The 15,390-nt window shown below is 39.9% G+C and carries 14 protein-coding genes and 4 tRNA genes; 2 read left to right on the plus strand and 16 right to left on the minus strand.

Annotated elements, in window-relative coordinates; genetic code table 11:
* Positions 1-672 precede the first annotated feature (672 nt).
* The 16 genes from H4J65_RS08285 to aspS all read right to left on the minus strand — a co-directional run bounded on the left by H4J65_RS08285 (position 673) and on the right by aspS (position 12,738).
* A tRNA-Ser gene (locus H4J65_RS08285) sits at positions 673-760 on the minus strand.
* Between the two features lie 128 nt (positions 761-888).
* Positions 889-1,935 (minus strand): quinolinate synthase NadA, encoded by a 1,047-nt coding sequence (gene nadA, locus H4J65_RS08290; RefSeq protein ID WP_182185248.1) that lies wholly within the window; start codon positions 1,933-1,935, stop codon positions 889-891.
* Positions 1,936-2,118: 183 nt separating this feature from the next.
* A tRNA-Lys gene (locus H4J65_RS08295) sits at positions 2,119-2,194 on the minus strand.
* A gap of 93 nt (positions 2,195-2,287) precedes the next feature.
* Positions 2,288-2,363: transfer RNA gene (locus H4J65_RS08300), tRNA-Lys, on the minus strand.
* A 46-nt stretch (positions 2,364-2,409) separates the two neighbouring features.
* A tRNA-Lys gene (locus tag H4J65_RS08305) sits at positions 2,410-2,485 on the minus strand.
* 146 nt (positions 2,486-2,631) lie between these two features.
* A complete protein-coding gene (gene ybgF / locus H4J65_RS08310) occupies positions 2,632-3,420 on the minus strand; it encodes a tol-pal system protein YbgF (RefSeq protein ID WP_182136085.1) in 789 nt (262 codons plus the stop codon).
* A 12-nt stretch (positions 3,421-3,432) separates the two neighbouring features.
* Positions 3,433-3,987 carry a peptidoglycan-associated lipoprotein Pal gene (gene pal / locus H4J65_RS08315; RefSeq protein WP_182136086.1) on the minus strand — a complete coding sequence of 185 codons (555 nt, stop codon included), beginning with the start codon at positions 3,985-3,987 and terminating at the stop codon, positions 3,433-3,435.
* A 43-nt stretch (positions 3,988-4,030) separates the two neighbouring features.
* Positions 4,031-5,377 (minus strand): Tol-Pal system beta propeller repeat protein TolB, encoded by a 1,347-nt coding sequence (tolB, locus tag H4J65_RS08320; RefSeq protein WP_182197452.1) that lies wholly within the window; start codon positions 5,375-5,377, stop codon positions 4,031-4,033.
* A gap of 33 nt (positions 5,378-5,410) precedes the next feature.
* A complete protein-coding gene (gene tolA / locus H4J65_RS18190) occupies positions 5,411-6,313 on the minus strand; it encodes a cell envelope integrity protein TolA (protein WP_182185249.1) in 903 nt (300 codons plus the stop codon).
* Positions 6,313-6,741 carry a protein TolR gene (gene tolR, locus H4J65_RS08330; RefSeq protein WP_182136089.1) on the minus strand — a complete coding sequence of 143 codons (429 nt, stop codon included), beginning with the start codon at positions 6,739-6,741 and terminating at the stop codon, positions 6,313-6,315. Before tolR ends, tolA begins: the two co-directional genes overlap by 1 nt.
* Before the next feature lie 14 nt (positions 6,742-6,755).
* On the minus strand, positions 6,756-7,439 hold the full coding sequence (gene tolQ / locus H4J65_RS08335; protein WP_182136090.1) for a protein TolQ: 684 nt from the start codon (positions 7,437-7,439) through the stop codon (positions 6,756-6,758).
* Positions 7,429-7,845: a tol-pal system-associated acyl-CoA thioesterase gene (gene ybgC, locus H4J65_RS08340; RefSeq protein WP_182136091.1), complete on the minus strand. Its 417-nt coding sequence runs from the start codon at positions 7,843-7,845 to the stop codon at positions 7,429-7,431. Before ybgC ends, tolQ begins: the two co-directional genes overlap by 11 nt.
* Before the next feature lie 584 nt (positions 7,846-8,429).
* Positions 8,430-9,434 carry a Holliday junction branch migration DNA helicase RuvB gene (gene ruvB / locus H4J65_RS08345; protein ID WP_182185251.1) on the minus strand — a complete coding sequence of 335 codons (1,005 nt, stop codon included), beginning with the start codon at positions 9,432-9,434 and terminating at the stop codon, positions 8,430-8,432.
* Between the two features lie 103 nt (positions 9,435-9,537).
* Complete coding sequence (gene ruvA, locus H4J65_RS08350) at positions 9,538-10,155, minus strand: Holliday junction branch migration protein RuvA (protein WP_182197454.1); 618 nt, start codon at positions 10,153-10,155, stop codon at positions 9,538-9,540.
* Between the two features lie 124 nt (positions 10,156-10,279).
* Positions 10,280-10,807, minus strand: a complete 528-nt coding sequence (ruvC, locus tag H4J65_RS08355; protein ID WP_182136094.1) for a crossover junction endodeoxyribonuclease RuvC — start codon at positions 10,805-10,807, stop codon at positions 10,280-10,282.
* A gap of 146 nt (positions 10,808-10,953) precedes the next feature.
* Entirely contained in the window at positions 10,954-12,738 is a 1,785-nt protein-coding gene (gene aspS / locus H4J65_RS08360) for an aspartate--tRNA ligase (RefSeq protein ID WP_182185252.1), read from the minus strand.
* Positions 12,739-13,096: 358 nt separating this feature from the next.
* On the opposite strand from aspS, the gene cmoA reads away from it, so the two are divergent.
* Together cmoA and cmoB are read left to right on the plus strand one after the other, a co-directional pair.
* Complete coding sequence (gene cmoA / locus H4J65_RS08365; protein WP_182197465.1) at positions 13,097-13,831, plus strand: carboxy-S-adenosyl-L-methionine synthase CmoA; 735 nt, start codon at positions 13,097-13,099, stop codon at positions 13,829-13,831.
* Positions 13,832-13,835: 4 nt separating this feature from the next.
* Complete coding sequence (gene cmoB, locus H4J65_RS08370) at positions 13,836-14,801, plus strand: tRNA 5-methoxyuridine(34)/uridine 5-oxyacetic acid(34) synthase CmoB (RefSeq protein ID WP_182136097.1); 966 nt, start codon at positions 13,836-13,838, stop codon at positions 14,799-14,801.
* The last annotated feature ends 589 nt before the right edge of the window (positions 14,802-15,390 follow it).

Below are 15,390 nucleotides of genomic sequence, written 5' to 3' on the forward strand. Positions count from 1 at the left end.
CTTGCCTGAAGCGAGATGCGCATTCTACGCACCTGAGTTTTAATGTCAACGTTTTATTTAGATTTTTTAAACTTTCTTTTCAGAAGATTCAAACTCATTTTTAAAACGTTAAGTTAACTTAATCAAGCTAGACTAGATTAGATAACTTATTAAAACCGTTCGTTTGGGTTACCCCTTGGAACTGGAGCGCATTCTAGAGATTTCTCGCTTCACGTCAACACCTAATATCAATTAAATTGCGATTAAATGACTGTTTGCTTTTTAATTAAGCAATGTGAGCAAATAGAAGCCGATACATACATTAATAAACACTAATGCGTAATAAATAGCGGGCTTTTGCTTAAGTTAATGCAAGTAACAATGGCCTTCAAACGCCTTTTATCTTAAATGATTAACTTAATTGTAAGACGCTGCCTAATAATATTCTATTAGACCCTTCTATACTGTGTTCATTTCTAATAACCCTTGTTATGAATGAATACAAACTTACTTACCGCTAAGATTAGTTATTGAATAGCGCTTAGGTTTAATTTTTTAGCATGACTAGTTAGTTATAGAGTGCAAAAGGCATTGTTGACTGGATTGAATGCAAGGTTTGGAAACGAAAAAAGCCGCTAGATAACTAGCGGCTTTCATATTTAATATTGTTATACCTTACAGTAAATCAATAGATGGCGGTGAGGGAGGGATTCGAACCCTCGAAGGCTTGCGCCTTACACGCTTTCCAGGCGTGCTCCTTCGGCCACTCGGACACCTCACCGTTTTAATCACTATCTATTGAGCTCCTCGTACCGAGCTGCGCTATGTTAGAAAAATAATCTCTATAACGCAACCTAATTTAAACAAAGTTAAATCAGTTGCTTATTTAACAGCCAACGTATAATAAGATTACTTATTTTTGTTCATTTCAGTATTAAAATTTAACATGCGATCTAGAGATTTAAGCGCTCCTGTGCGAAGTTTCATATCAACGAAGACTTCTCTACCTTCTGGGTTTAACAGTGCTTGTTCAATTTCCTTTAAGCCATTCATTGCCATCCACGGACAATGTGCGCAACTACGACATGTAGCACCTTCGCCAGCTGTTGGTGCTTCAAAGAATTCTTTATCAGGGCATAACTGTTGCATTTTATAAAAAATACCACGGTCCGTCGCCACAATGAATTTTTTATTGGGTAGTGCTTGAGCCGCTTTAATTAATTGGCTAGTTGACCCTACCGAATCGGCCAGATCAATTATTTCTGCTGGTGATTCCGGATGAACAAGCACGGCAGCATCTGGATGAAGCGCCTTCATATCAATGAGTGCTTTGGTTTTAAACTCATCATGAACAATACAAGCACCTTGCCACATGATCATGTCGGCACCCGTTTGCTTTTCAATGTATGCACCTAGATGGCGATCAGGACCCCAAATAATTTTCTCACCCAGGTCATCAAGATGCTCAACAATTTCTAAAGCACATGATGAAGTCACTATCCAATCAGCACGAGCTTTAACAGCGGTAGAAGTATTAGCATAGACCACAACGGTTCTGTCAGGGTGTTGATCACAAAAAGCACTAAACTCTTCAATTGGGCAACCTAAATCTAACGAACATGTGGCTTCTAATGTAGGCATTACCACTGTTTTTTCTGGGGTCAGTACTTTTGACGTTTCACCCATAAAACGCACACCCGCTACAATCAAAGTCTCTGCAGGATGGTTGTTACCAAATCTTGCCATTTCTAATGAATCAGCTACACAACCACCGGTTTCTTCTGCTAATGCTTGAATTTCAGGATCAGTGTAATAATGTGCAACAAGTACAGCGTTTTTTTCTTTCAATAATAATTTGATACGTGCTTTATACTCTTCACGCTCTACAGCACTTAGTGGCGTAGCCTTTTTGGGGAATTGAAAGTCAAAGTCAACGGCTAAATTTGCTTGGGTCATATGTCTTCTCAATGAGTGCCTTTAAAATCGTGAGAATTATAAGGTATAGAAGAATAAAAGTGTACTACGAATATGGTTCAAGGTGGATAAGAAATATAAAAATTAAGTTACTGATATGAATAATGGTGTAGGTGCTTAGGTAAAATAAAACATTACTGAGGTATAAGATAGGGTTTTTAAAAGTGGTCGGTCGTGAAGGATTTGAACCTTCGACAAATTGGTTAAAAGCCAACTGCTCTACCAACTGAGCTAACGACCGATAAACTACTTTTAATTTTTAATAATGAAACCGCATGGTGCTAATTTCAATGCCACTATGTTCTTAACTATCAACTATCAAGGTTAAGAAAAGTGGTCGGTCGTGAAGGATTTGAACCTTCGACAAATTGGTTAAAAGCCAACTGCTCTACCAACTGAGCTAACGACCGTCATATATTCTGAAACAAATACCAAACACTTTTATTGGTAAAAAAGTGGTCGGTCGTGAAGGATTTGAACCTTCGACAAATTGGTTAAAAGCCAACTGCTCTACCAACTGAGCTAACGACCGGTATTTGTTCCCGCTGGACTACTCGTCCAATGCGGGGCATATAATACTCATAATATTTTTAAGTGCAACAACAATCGTCGACTTTTTTGCACTTTATTGTTTGTTCGAACAAAAAGCCACCAAAGCGCACAACTTATAAGCAAAAATTATGGTTTGATACTATTTAATCGTGGTTGCGCTAGTTTTGCAGCACTTGAATTAGGGTATTGCGCTATCAGCTTTTTGTATACGGCAATCGCTTTGGTTTCATTATTTTCTTTTTGCTCAACCATAGCAAGCTTTAACATTGCGTCACTACGTTTACTGGAATCAGGATAATTACTCACCACTACATCAAATTCTTGACGTGCTTGAGTTAACTCACCTTTGTTAAACAATAACTGTCCTAACCAATAATGGGCGTTCGCTGCATAAGTCGAGTTAGGGTACCTTTGATTAAACGCTTCAAACTCAGGAATAGCTTGTTCGTAACGCTTATCTTTTAACACCATATTAACCGCACGATCATAGGCTTCATTTTCAGTTAAGTTATTACTGTAATTTACCTTACCTGCATCACCGCTAGGTGCAATGATTGTTGCGGGTATTTGATTTGCTGGTTTTAGTGCTTCTGATACTCTGCGATCAAGCTCTTGATACAACTCACGTTGACGGTCAAGTACCTGACTCAATTGATAAGTGTGTAACTCAGTGATGCCACGAAGCTCGTTAACTTCGTTTTGCAGTTCATCGAGTTGTCGTTGAACGTTAACTTGGGCTCTGTTACGGGCATCAAGTTTGCGCTCAAGACTAACCAGCTGTTCACTCAAGCTTAATTTGGCAGCCTTGGTAGGCGTGCCAGCGGTTACTTCAATAACAGGAGCCCGTTCAGCTGCTACTGCCAAATTGGCAGCCACAGCGAACGTCATCCCGAATAGAATACTATTGGGTTTCATTTCATTACCTGATTAGTAGACCAACACGGCACGACGGTTTTTAGCAAACGCGCCTTCGCTACGATCTTTAACCATTGGTTTTTCTTCGCCGTAACTTACTGTGCTTAATTGTGCAGCTGAAACGCCCATGTTCTCTAAAAACGTTTCAATAGCTTTTGCACGGCGCTCGCCTAATGCAATGTTATATTCAGGTGTACCACGTTCATCAGCATGACCTTCAATTAACACGTTGACCGTTGAGTTTTCGTTAAGAAACTCAGCATGTGCTTCAAGAATAGCGACAAAATCACCACTTACTGTTGATCTGTCAAAATCAAAATAAACAATATGCTCTGAACGTAATTTTTCAATTTCTTGACGTTTTTTAGCTTCAATAGCATCAGCACGTTGCATTGCTTCAACTTTTACAAGTTCGGCTGCTTCACGAGCTTTTTGTTCAGCCATAACGGCTTCATTTTTTTGCATCGCACTAGCGTCTTCGCTAGCTGAGTCAGATGAACTACAAGCCGATAAAGCCATGATAGGTAAAACAACCGCTAAGGCTTTTACTGTTTTATTAAAGCGCATTTTATGTGTCCTTATTATTTACAAATTAAATTACTAATAATTATTATAAAAATGGTGACCATGAAGGTGACTTCACTTCGCCATTAAGTGCTGGCAACCTTGCCTTAAATCTTCCATCTACGGAAACTAAACTTAGTACCTGACGGTTATTGTGTAAAGTACTATAAATAATCATACCACCGTTAGGTGATATACTTGGTGATTCGTCCAAACGTGTTGTGGTTAACACTTGAAAAATCCCTGAATCAAATTCTTGCTTGGCTAGATGATACTTACCGTTTGTACGATTTACCATCACTAATTGACGACCATCAGGTGTTAATGAGCCACCTAGGTTCATTTCGCCATCAAAAGTTAGCCTTCTAATTTTGCCATCTACTAAACTTACGCGATATAGCTGCGCTCTTCCACCCCGTTCTGAACTAAATATCAATGACTTGCCGTCTGGTGTCCAACTGGGTTCAGTATCAATGGCACGATGACGGGTTATACGTCGTAACTTTTTCGTTGCAACATTCATCACGTAAAGCTCAGGATTATCATCTTTAGACAATACCATTGCCAGTTTTTTACCATCTGGTGACCAATTAGGTGCACTGTTAATGCCTTCAAACGAGCTGATTAAATTACGTTGCCCGGAATAAATATCAATAATATGAATTTGTGCTTGTCGATTTTCAAAGGTTACATAAGCTAACTGATTACCACTGGGGTGCCACGATGGTGACATTAATGGCTCTTTTGAACTTAATAAAACATGTTCGTTAAAACCATCGTAATCGGCAATAGCTAACTGATAAGGATATTCACCTTGATCGCGCACAATGACATAGGCAATTTTTGTTAAAAATGCACCACGTGTACCTGTGAGCTTTTCATAAACAGCATCACTGATACGGTGGGCGTAACGACGAAATTGATCGGCGCCAATCTCAACGGTACTTTCATCCAAAATATGATCTGAGGTACGCACTAACTTGCCATTACTTAACATTTGCGTTTCGCCACCAGTAACTTGGCCACGAATAACATCAACCAGCTGGTATTTAATTTGATAACGACCTATCGAGGTTTCGCTAACTTCACCAATAACAACGGCTTCAACACCTTCACTTGCCCAAGCGCTGTAATCAATTTCACTATCCTTGTTAGGTATCTGAGGATAACGTGAGGCTTTAATTGGACTAAATTTACCACTGCGTAGTAAATCATCACTGACCACTGTAGATAAACGCTCTGGCATAACACCCGTTCCTGTCCATTTAAATGGCAACACGGCAATGGGTCGTGCACTATCAACACCTTCGGTGATAACAATTTCTAACGTTGCCCTTACCTGCTGCGAAAACACTGCAGCAAAGAATAGTAAAAATAAAGTTATATTTTTCATAGCGTCGATTATCTTCCTAATATATACAAAAACTTAATTAAATTTGTCTGGTGCTACCGTTAAACTGATCGTTCTCATTTCTCGAAATATTTCAGGGTCTTTAGAAACAGGTAAAGTACCCGCTTTATATACCGCTGTTTTTGCTGCTTCACAAACTCGTCTGTCGCCTTGGCCTGTGACCACATTGGTCACAAAACCTGAGGGTGCTAGACTTATGGTTAACTTACAAGATTTACCTTCCATCGTGCTACGGTCAGTGATCAAATTACGCTTTATGGTTTGCGTTATTAATGCGGTAAACCGACCAATTTCTGTCATCATTTGTTGGCGACGAGCCTGTTGACGATTGGCCATTTCTTCAGCCATTTGTTGCTCTAATAACTTTTGCTGAGCGGCACGTTCTCGATCTTCTTGCTGTTTACGTTTTTGCTCTGCCGCTTTCTTTTTACGTAAATCTTCTGCTTTTTTAGCTGCTTGCTCTTCTTTTATTCGCTTAGCTTGCGCGTCTGCTGCCGCTTTATCAGCTTGCGCTCTTTCAAGCTCTTTTTGTTTGCGCTGTTTGTCTGCCGCATTTGCTTTAGCTTGAGACTTTTTAGCCGCGCTGTCAGCTGCCTTTTTTTCTTGCTCTTTTATCTTACGCTGACGTTCAAGACTCTTAATGCGTTTTTCTTCATTTAGTTGTTTTTCTTTTGCGGCGGCAATACTATTCTCAAGATTTTTAAGCTTTTGAGCGTCATCGGCCTTTTGCTTTTTAATCTTATTAATTTGCGCCTCTACTTTACTTCTTTCAACAACAACCGCTTGAATAGGCTCCATTTGTACTGACGTTGGCGTCGATTTTGGTGGCGATGAGAAATCACCCCACAACAAAACAACAGCAAGTACTATGTGTATGGCAAAACTTAACGCTAAGGGAGTTGAATACTTCGATGACACTACTTACTCTCCGGGGTATCAGTCATTAAACCAACAGATGGTACACCTGCTATTTTTTGTAACATCACCATTAATTGAATAACCGCATCATAAGAAACCGCACCATCGCCATTAACCACCACGGGGGTATCAGGTGCCAACTTTAAATGTGCGGCGACTAAGGTGGCAACTTCTTCTGCTGACATAGGTTCATTTTTGCTGGTTCCAACCGCCAGATAATAATTGCCATTAGCATCAACTGAAGCCACTAAAGGCGGTTTCATGTCTTTACTGAGAGGTTGCGCATCAGCTTGCGGTAAATCAACTTTAACGCCTTGTGTTATCAGCGGTGCCGTTACCATAAAAATAATCAGCAACACTAACATTACGTCAATATAAGGTACTACATTTATCTCAGCAACCTTGCGGCGCCTGACTCGATTATACATAGTTAATCTCTACCTTAGCCGTGTTGCTCTGTCGCTGTTTGTCTTTGTAATATACTTGAAAATTCGTCCATAAAGTTACCATAGCTATTTTCAAGTTTTTCAACATTATGACTAAAACGGTTAAATGCCATCACGGCAGGAATGGCGGCAAACAACCCCATTGCAGTCGCGATTAATGCCTCGGCAATACCGGGCGCAACCATAGCCAGAGTGGCTTGCTCAACCGCACCTAGGGCAATAAATGAATTCATGATACCCCACACGGTACCAAACAAACCAATATAAGGGCTTATTGAGCCAACGGTGGCCATAAAGGGCAAATGTGTTTCCAAGTTATCGACTTCTCTTGACATTGCCACGCGCATTGCCCGGTGCGTGCCGTCAACTATCACTTGCGGTGAATAGCCATGCGATTTACGTAAACGAGCAAATTCACGAAAACCAGAAACAAAAAGACTTTCAATACCGTCAATATGCTCTTTGGCAGAAACTTCACTGTAGAGCTTACTTAAATCAGCCCCACTCCAAAATTTGTCTTCAAAGTCTTTTAATTGTATTTTAGCTGCAAGCAATACTTTACGACGTTGAAAAATCATGGTCCAACAGGCAATTGAAAATCCTAATAAGGTCAACATGACCAGCTGAACTAATAAACTGGCCTGTAAAAATAAATCAAAAAACGAAATTTCAGCTGACACGTTTTAATGCTCCTAATATGCTTTTGGGGATAGTACAAGGTTTAGGTTTTGCTAGAGCCAAGTTAACACAAGCGACTTTAATCTCAGCCGTACATAATGTTATCTGGTTCTGGTTCACAAGTTGCTGTGAAAATACCAAACTCGCAGACTTTAATCGGCTTATTGTTGTGGTCATTGTTAGCAAGTCATCAAGTTTTGCTGATGCCTTATTGTCCATTGCCACCTTTGTGACCACAAAACCGATATTTTGTTCTAAAAATATTGATTGATTAATGCCAAGTTCGCGCAGCCATTCTGTTCTAGCGCGTTCAAAAAACTTTAAATAGTTCGCGTAATAAACGATACCACCGGCATCGGTATCTTCATAGTAAACACGTACGGTGTGTTGATGACTGCTTAATGACATTAAATTTTTCGATTTATCTTAGTATAAAATTTTCAAGTGCTTATCTTAATAGATAAAGCTCACACGGAACAAGAGCTAAGGTACTTTCTTTGTAAAAATTTCAACAATAAATCTAATTACGGATCTTTTATTAGTCTAATATTATAAAAAATCATTACTGATCAGCGACTGTAAATGGTTGCTCTCCCTATATTAATGCAAGATTACTATAATTTATTTCGCATTAGTTTTCCTAATGATTAACATAAATTATTTTTGTTTGTGTTGCTCAACTCATCGGACTAGAATAGCCTTGTTGTTTGAGCTAGCGCACGAATTTTGTTTTTTACATTTTTCATCTTAGCCCACAAATGTTTTGATAGGTGTTGTTACCTTTCTCTGTTATATATTTTCTAGGATCCCCATTTCCTTTTAGCAGCTTATATTTTAAGTTGGCCCACATAGATTTATGTGGGCTTTTTTTTACTTAAAATTCAAAGAATAAACATCGACGTTCTTTCACATCCATGTGACCACGCCATACCGTTCATCCTGAACAAAAAAAGCACCCTAAGGTGCTTTTTATAACGGTAAAAACTTAGCAGTTAACTTGGAAAGTCTAAGCCAAAGTGTAGATAAGCTCTACTTGTAGCAATTCGCCCGCGCGGTGTGCGTTGTAAAAAACCTTGCTGGATTAAAAAAGGCTCTAGTACATCTTCAATGGTTTCACGTTCTTCGCCAATGGCAGCGGCAATGTTATCAAGACCAACGGGGCCGCCGGCAAATTTATCAATGATCGCTTCCAATAATTTCCGGTCCATTAAATCGAAACCTTCATTATCTACCTCTAACATATCTAAGGCACTGGCAGCGGTTGCTTTACTGACTATACCGTCAGTTTTTACATCCGCGTAATCTCTGACTCTGCGTAATAAGCGATTAGCAATGCGCGGTGTACCACGAGAACGCCTTGCGACTTCAAATGCTCCCGCTTGAGCAATGTCTAAATCTAAGAAATGTGCTGAACGCATGACAATTTCGGTTAACTCTTGCGTGTTATAAAATTCTAGCCGTTGCACTATCCCGAAACGATCGCGAAGTGGTGAGGTTAACGCGCCTGCGCGAGTTGTTGCACCAATTAAGGTAAAGGGCGGTAAATCAAGTTTTATAGAGCGGGCTGCTGGCCCTTCGCCGATCATAATATCTAACTGATAATCTTCCATTGCTGGGTAAAGAATTTCTTCTACCACAGGACTTAAACGATGAATTTCATCGATAAACAAGACATCATTTTCTTCAAGGTTAGTCAGTAATGCCGCCAAATCACCGGCTTTTTCCAATACCGGACCTGAGGTAGCCCGAACACTGACGCCCATTTCATTGGCGACGATATTGGCTAAGGTGGTTTTACCTAAACCCGGTGGACCAAAAATTAACAAATGGTCAAGCGGCTCTCGTCTTTTCAAAGCCGCCGCAATGAAAATTTCCATTTGAGACTTTACATGAGCCTGCCCAGTATAGTCGGACAACATTTTAGGCCTAATAGCTCGGTCAACCGTTTCATCTTCACGGGTGGCTACGGGTTCAATTAATCTGTCTGCTTCTATCATGTATTACTCATTGAAAAATTCATTGAAAACTCATTGAAAAATTTTATCGTCATTTACCTTTGGCCCAAACTTGTTATCGTCGATATGGCGAAGTGATTAATATTTATAACATGGCTTTTAAGGCACCACGGATCAAGTCTTCGCTACTTTTGTCAGGATGAAAAGCTGATTTAACTGCTTTGTCTGCTTGTAGTTGACTATACCCTAAAGAAACTAAGGCGTTAATAGCATCGCCTTTACTATCACTGATAAAGGCATTCGCTTGATTAACATCCGTTGGCATCATGTGCACCAAAGCATCACTACTGTCAGTTTGCCAATCTTTTAATCTATCGCGCATTTCAATCAACAAGCGTTCCGCTGTTTTTTTGCCAACACCGGGTATTTTCACTATGGTGGTTAAATCGTCATGTATAACACAACTGACAAATTGATCGGCAGACATGCCTGACAAAATAGCCAAGCCTAATTTAGGCCCAACCCCATTAACCTTGATCAGTAAGCGAAACAGTTTACGCTCCACTTTATTAGCAAAGCCATAAAGTAATTGTGCATCTTCGCGTACCACAAAGTGGGTATATAAAGTCGCTTCTTGATTAACCTCGCCAAGGGCATAAATGCTGGTCATTGGCATTGTCACTTCATAACCAACACCATTACATTCAATTAAAATTTCGGGGGCCATTTTTTCTATTAATATGCCACGTAAACGTCCAATCACGGCTTAACCTTTGCTTGATATACTATATGACAACACCATACCACTAGATATTTATACAGTAAAGTTTACGCCCTGAATTATTTAAAGCGGTGCACAAATAACGATAATACTAAACAAATAGCTATTAGCGTAAGCGTCCACGTACTGTTTTAGTGGCTTGGCCTGAGAGTTTACTGATCGAGTCGTGACTGTGCGCATGACAAAGTGCAACGGCCAGTGCATCGGCGGCATCAGCTTGAGGTGTGCCCGGTAATTTCAAAATAGTTTTAACCATATGTTGCACTTGCGTTTTATCTGCCGCACCTGTACCCACAACCGATTGCTTAATTTGTCTAGCAGAGTATTCTGCAATCGTTAAACCATTGTTCGTCGCCGCAACAATAGCCGCACCTCTGGCTTGGCCTAACTTTAATGCAGAATCAGGATTTTTCGCCATAAAGACTTGCTCAATAGCAAACATGTCAGGTTGAAATTGCAAGATAAGCTCACTAACGCCAGCAAAAATTGTTTGCAAGCGCATACCTAAATCTTCACCTGCCGCTGTGGCTTTAATACAACCACTGCCTAAATAGGTAAAATTACGGCCCGATTGTTTAATGACGCCATAGCCGGTTAAACGTGACCCTGGGTCAATACCTAAAATAATACTCACTCGTCATTTACCTTAATAAAAGCGTTAACTTTAAAAATAATACTATTGAAAAAAAACGCACGAATAAGGCCTAAGTAGCATTAATTCGTGCGTTTTAATTGTTTTAACATTAACGCTTAATCACGTTAAAATTTTTCTAACCGACGTTATTCTGCTTTTGGCTCAGTATCAGTTTCTTTTGCCAAACAAGCAATGCCTAATTCAGCCAGTTGTGCTGGGTTTGCATGACCTGGCGCATTAGTTAACGGACACGCCGCAGTTGTTGTTTTCGGGAATGCCATCACATCACGAATTGAACTAGCTCCAGTCATCAGCATCACTAAACGGTCTAAACCAAAGGCTAAACCGGCATGTGGTGGCGCGCCGTATTGTAATGCTTCTAGTAAGAAACCAAACTTTTCTTGCGCTTCTTCATCGCTAATACCGAGAATGCGAAATACAGCGGCTTGCATATCTTGATTATGAATACGCACTGAACCACCACCTAATTCACAGCCATTAAGCACCATGTCATAGGCATCAGACAAAGCACCCACTGGATTTGCTTCTAATTCAGCAGCGGTTAAATTGGTTGGCGCGGTAAACGGATGATGAATAGCATGCATGTTGCCGTCAGCTTCTTCAAACATTGGAAAGTCGACAACCCATAATGGTTTCCAATCACCTTGCAATAACTCAAGCTCTTCACCCACTTTTAAACGCAAAGCACCTAATGATTCAGTCACCACATTATAAGTGTCTGAGCCAAAGAAAATAATATCGCCGGTTTTAGCATGAGTACGGGTTAATAAGGCATTAACGGCGGCTTCATCTAAGAATTTTAAAATCGGTGATTGTAAGCCTTCAAGACCGGCATCAAGGTCATTAACTTTTAACCAGGGCATGCCCTTCGCGCCGTAAATACCAACAAATTTAGTTAACTCGTCAATCCCTTTACGAGAGAATTTAGCGGCGCCTCCTGGAATACAAATAACGGCAACTCGGCCTTTATCGTCGTTAGCCGGGCCAGAGAACACTTTAAACTCAACATCTTTTAAGATGTCAGCCACGTCAACAATTTCAAGTGGATTACGTAAATCTGGTTTATCAGAGCCAAAACGAGTCATCGCCTCTAAATAAGTCATGCGCGGAAATTCACCTAAGTCTACGTTAAGTAGCTCTTGGAATAAGCCGCGGATCATAGTTTCAGTCACTTGCATCACTTGATCTGAACTCATAAATGAGGTTTCAATATCAATTTGAGTAAATTCTGGTTGGCGATCTGCACGTAAGTCTTCATCACGAAAACATTTAACGATTTGATAGTAGCGTTCCATACCTGACATCATCAACAATTGTTTAAATAATTGTGGTGACTGTGGTAAAGCAAAAAATTGCCCTTTATGAGTACGACTAGGCACTAAATAATCACGCGCACCTTCAGGGGTAGCGGCTGTTAAAATGGGTGTTTCTATATCCAAAAAGCCTTGTGATTCGAGTGATGCACGCACCGCTGAAGTCACTTTAGCGCGAAAACGCATACGCTCAGTCATTTCTGGGCGACGTAAATCAAGATAACGATATTTTAATCGCAGCTCTTCAGAGTTCTTCTGATTTGAATCTAAAGGTAGCGGTGCTGACTTATTTAAAATAGTCAACTCTAAGCCCAACACTTCAATAGCGCCAGTTGCCATATCTTTATTCACTTGGCCATCAGGACGAGCGCGTACTTTACCTCTAATTTGCACACAAAACTCATTACGCAAAGTATTGGCTTTTTCAAGCACTTCAGGAAAGTCCGGGTCGTAAACAACTTGTACGATACCTTCACGGTCTCGTAAATCTAAGAAAATTACCGCACCTAAGTCACGACGACGATTAACCCAACCACAAAGTGTGACTTCCTGACCCACATGAGATTCATTAACCTCACCACAATAAAGACTACGCATGTATTTACCCTAAAATTCGAATAAGCTGAACAAGTTAACAGATGTTTTATAAATCTATAACTTGTGATGATAAAAATTGCCAACATTATAAAGCAATGCTAAGTAAAGTCACCCGACATTCAATGAATAGTCTAATTAGACCCGTTCCACTTCGATATGCAGGTTAATGACATTGATGATGCTTACCCCCTCAAGCTTTAAGCCGGTTATTCATTCCGTACTAAGCACTGCCAATAATGGCGTAAAGTCGGCTATAACGCCCTAAGCAGAACATAAAAACACATTACCTTGTTTATCAGAGAATATATCAGGTAAAATACGCTTTTATAGCCGCAAACGTTAGTATAGTTTTGACATCATGAAAACATCAGATACCGATTTAATTTTTTCTAATAAACAAAGTAAAATTAAAGACTTTGCATTCGACGCACAAGTCGTAGAAGTTTTCCCCGATATGATCAGCCGCTCAGTGCCTGGTTATAGCACTATTATTGATACCATAGGCAGACTCAGTCAGCGCTATGTCACCGATAACAGCCAAGTTTACGACCTGGGCTGTTCACTCGGCGCGGCAACATTGGCGATGCGTAAAGGTATCAGCGCAAAAAACTGTAAAATTGTCGGTATTGATAGCTCAAGCGCTATGGTTGAACGCTGTAAAATGCATGTGAGTGCTTTTAAAGGTGAAACACCGGTTGAGATAATAGAAGCTAATATTCTTGATATTGAAATTAAAAATGCCTCTATGGTAGTGCTTAATTTTACTTTACAATTTATCGCGCCAGAACAACGTCAATTATTGTTAAATAAAATAGCTAAAGGCCTTAATCCCGGTGGTTTATTACTACTGTCAGAGAAAATAGCTCATACCGACAGCGTCTGCAACGAGTTACTCGTCGACTTACATCATGACTTTAAGCGTGCCAATGGTTATAGCGAATTAGAAATCGCCCAAAAACGTACCGCACTAGAAAACGTCATGCTCACTGATAATTTAGACACCCATTTAAAGCGTTTAAAACTGGCTGGCTTTAACCATAACGCGCCTTGGTTTCAATGTTTTAACTTCTTTTCTCTGATCGCGATTAAATAACCCCATGATTTCATTTAACAACTTCTATCAAAAAATAGCGAGTAATCGATTAAGCCACTGGCTTAACATTTTACCCGCGCAACTGACTCAGTGGCGTGAACAACATTTACACGGCGAGTTTGCCCAATGGCAAAAAACCTTAATGGCGCTACCAAAAACATCACCATCAAGTGTTGATATTAGTACCACAGTAAGGGCAGGCGAACGCGCTGACATTAATGACGGTGAATATAAACGTTTAGAGAATTTACTGAAAAAGTTTAAACCTTGGCGTAAAGGCCCGTATCATATTCATGGGCTACACATAGATACTGAATGGCGTTCTGATTTTAAATGGGATCGCTTAGCGCCGCATATTAGTGACTTAACTCATCGTTATGTACTCGATATTGGCTGTGGCAGTGGCTATCACTTGTGGCGCATGCGCGGTGCAGGTGCTGAGTTTGTTGTGGGTATTGACCCGACACAATTGTTTTTATCACAATTTCAAGCCATACAACATTTTGTTCAAGATGATCACGTTAACTTATTACCGCTAGGTGTTGAACAGTTGCCTGAGTTAAATGCCTTCGATACGGTATTTGCTATGGGCGTTTTGTATCATCGACGCTCGCCAATAGATTTTCTTTACCAACTAAAAGCGCAATTAGTTAAAGGCGGCGAACTGGTCTTAGAAACCCTAGTGGTTGATGGCGATGAAAATACCGTGTTAGTGCCGGGCGAGCGCTACGCGAAAATGCGCAATGTTTGGTTCTTACCCAGTTGTGAGGCTATGTGTGCATGGCTTGAACGTTGTGGTTTTAAAAATATTCGTGTGGTTAATACTGATATCACGGCCCTTGACGAACAACGTAAAACTGATTGGATAGATACTGAATCATTACAAGACTTTCTTGACCCTGATGATAACAGTAAAACCATTGAAGGCTACCCAGCGCCAAAACGGGCAATATTTATTGCCAATAAATAGCCTTATGTTGGTTAACTGTCACTAAAACACAATGCTATTTCACCACGAGGGACAGAGGGATTTCGTCCTTCGGTGAGAAGAGTAAAAAAATTAAAGCAATGTCATAACTTTCGACATTAAATTTATTACGTGTTTACTCAGTGTTAACTCCTTCTCTTCTCATTCTTTCCTCCCTGTAAATTCTAAAAAAATTCACAGGAAGAAATGAATGAGGACTGAATGAGGTAAAAAACACTAAACCATGTCACAATCAAGAAACGTTGTCCTACACCAATAAAAGCAAAATAAATTAACGTAATGTCTTACTCAATATCAACTGACCTTCATTAAATTTACTCAGTGCTTACTCCTTCTTTTCTCATGTTTTCCTCCCTGTAACACACTAAAAAACTCACAGGAAGAAGTGAATGAGGACTGAATAAGGTAAAAAATGCTAAGCCATTTCACCAGCGAGGGACTTTGTCCTAAACGAAAAATAAATTAACTCAATATCAACTGACCTTCATTAAATTCACTCAGTGTTTACTCCTTCTTTTCTCATGCTTTCCTCCCTGTAAATCCTCCTTGTAAATACTAAAAAAATTCACCA

It is taken from the genome of Colwellia sp. MB02u-9, from assembly GCF_014077085.1.
Taxonomy (GTDB): domain Bacteria; phylum Pseudomonadota; class Gammaproteobacteria; order Enterobacterales; family Alteromonadaceae; genus Cognaticolwellia.

What these genes read in the sequence shown, in the direction of transcription:
- cmoA (WP_182197465.1), top strand. Translation starts at nt 13,097, where the DNA reads ATGAAAACATCAGATACCGATTTAATTTTTTCTAATAAACAAAGTAAA.
- cmoB (WP_182136097.1), top strand. Translation starts at nt 13,836, where the DNA reads ATGATTTCATTTAACAACTTCTATCAAAAAATAGCGAGTAATCGATTA.
- nadA (WP_182185248.1), bottom strand. Translation starts at nt 1,935, where the DNA reads ATGACCCAAGCAAATTTAGCCGTTGACTTTGACTTTCAATTCCCCAAA.
- ybgF (WP_182136085.1), bottom strand. Translation starts at nt 3,420, where the DNA reads ATGAAACCCAATAGTATTCTATTCGGGATGACGTTCGCTGTGGCTGCC.
- pal (WP_182136086.1), bottom strand. Translation starts at nt 3,987, where the DNA reads ATGCGCTTTAATAAAACAGTAAAAGCCTTAGCGGTTGTTTTACCTATC.
- ybgC (WP_182136091.1), bottom strand. Translation starts at nt 7,845, where the DNA reads ATGTCATTAAGCAGTCATCAACACACCGTACGTGTTTACTATGAAGAT.
- ruvB (WP_182185251.1), bottom strand. Translation starts at nt 9,434, where the DNA reads ATGATAGAAGCAGACAGATTAATTGAACCCGTAGCCACCCGTGAAGAT.
- tolB (WP_182197452.1), bottom strand. Translation starts at nt 5,377, where the DNA reads ATGAAAAATATAACTTTATTTTTACTATTCTTTGCTGCAGTGTTTTCG.
- tolR (WP_182136089.1), bottom strand. Translation starts at nt 6,741, where the DNA reads ATGTATAATCGAGTCAGGCGCCGCAAGGTTGCTGAGATAAATGTAGTA.
- aspS (WP_182185252.1), bottom strand. Translation starts at nt 12,738, where the DNA reads ATGCGTAGTCTTTATTGTGGTGAGGTTAATGAATCTCATGTGGGTCAG.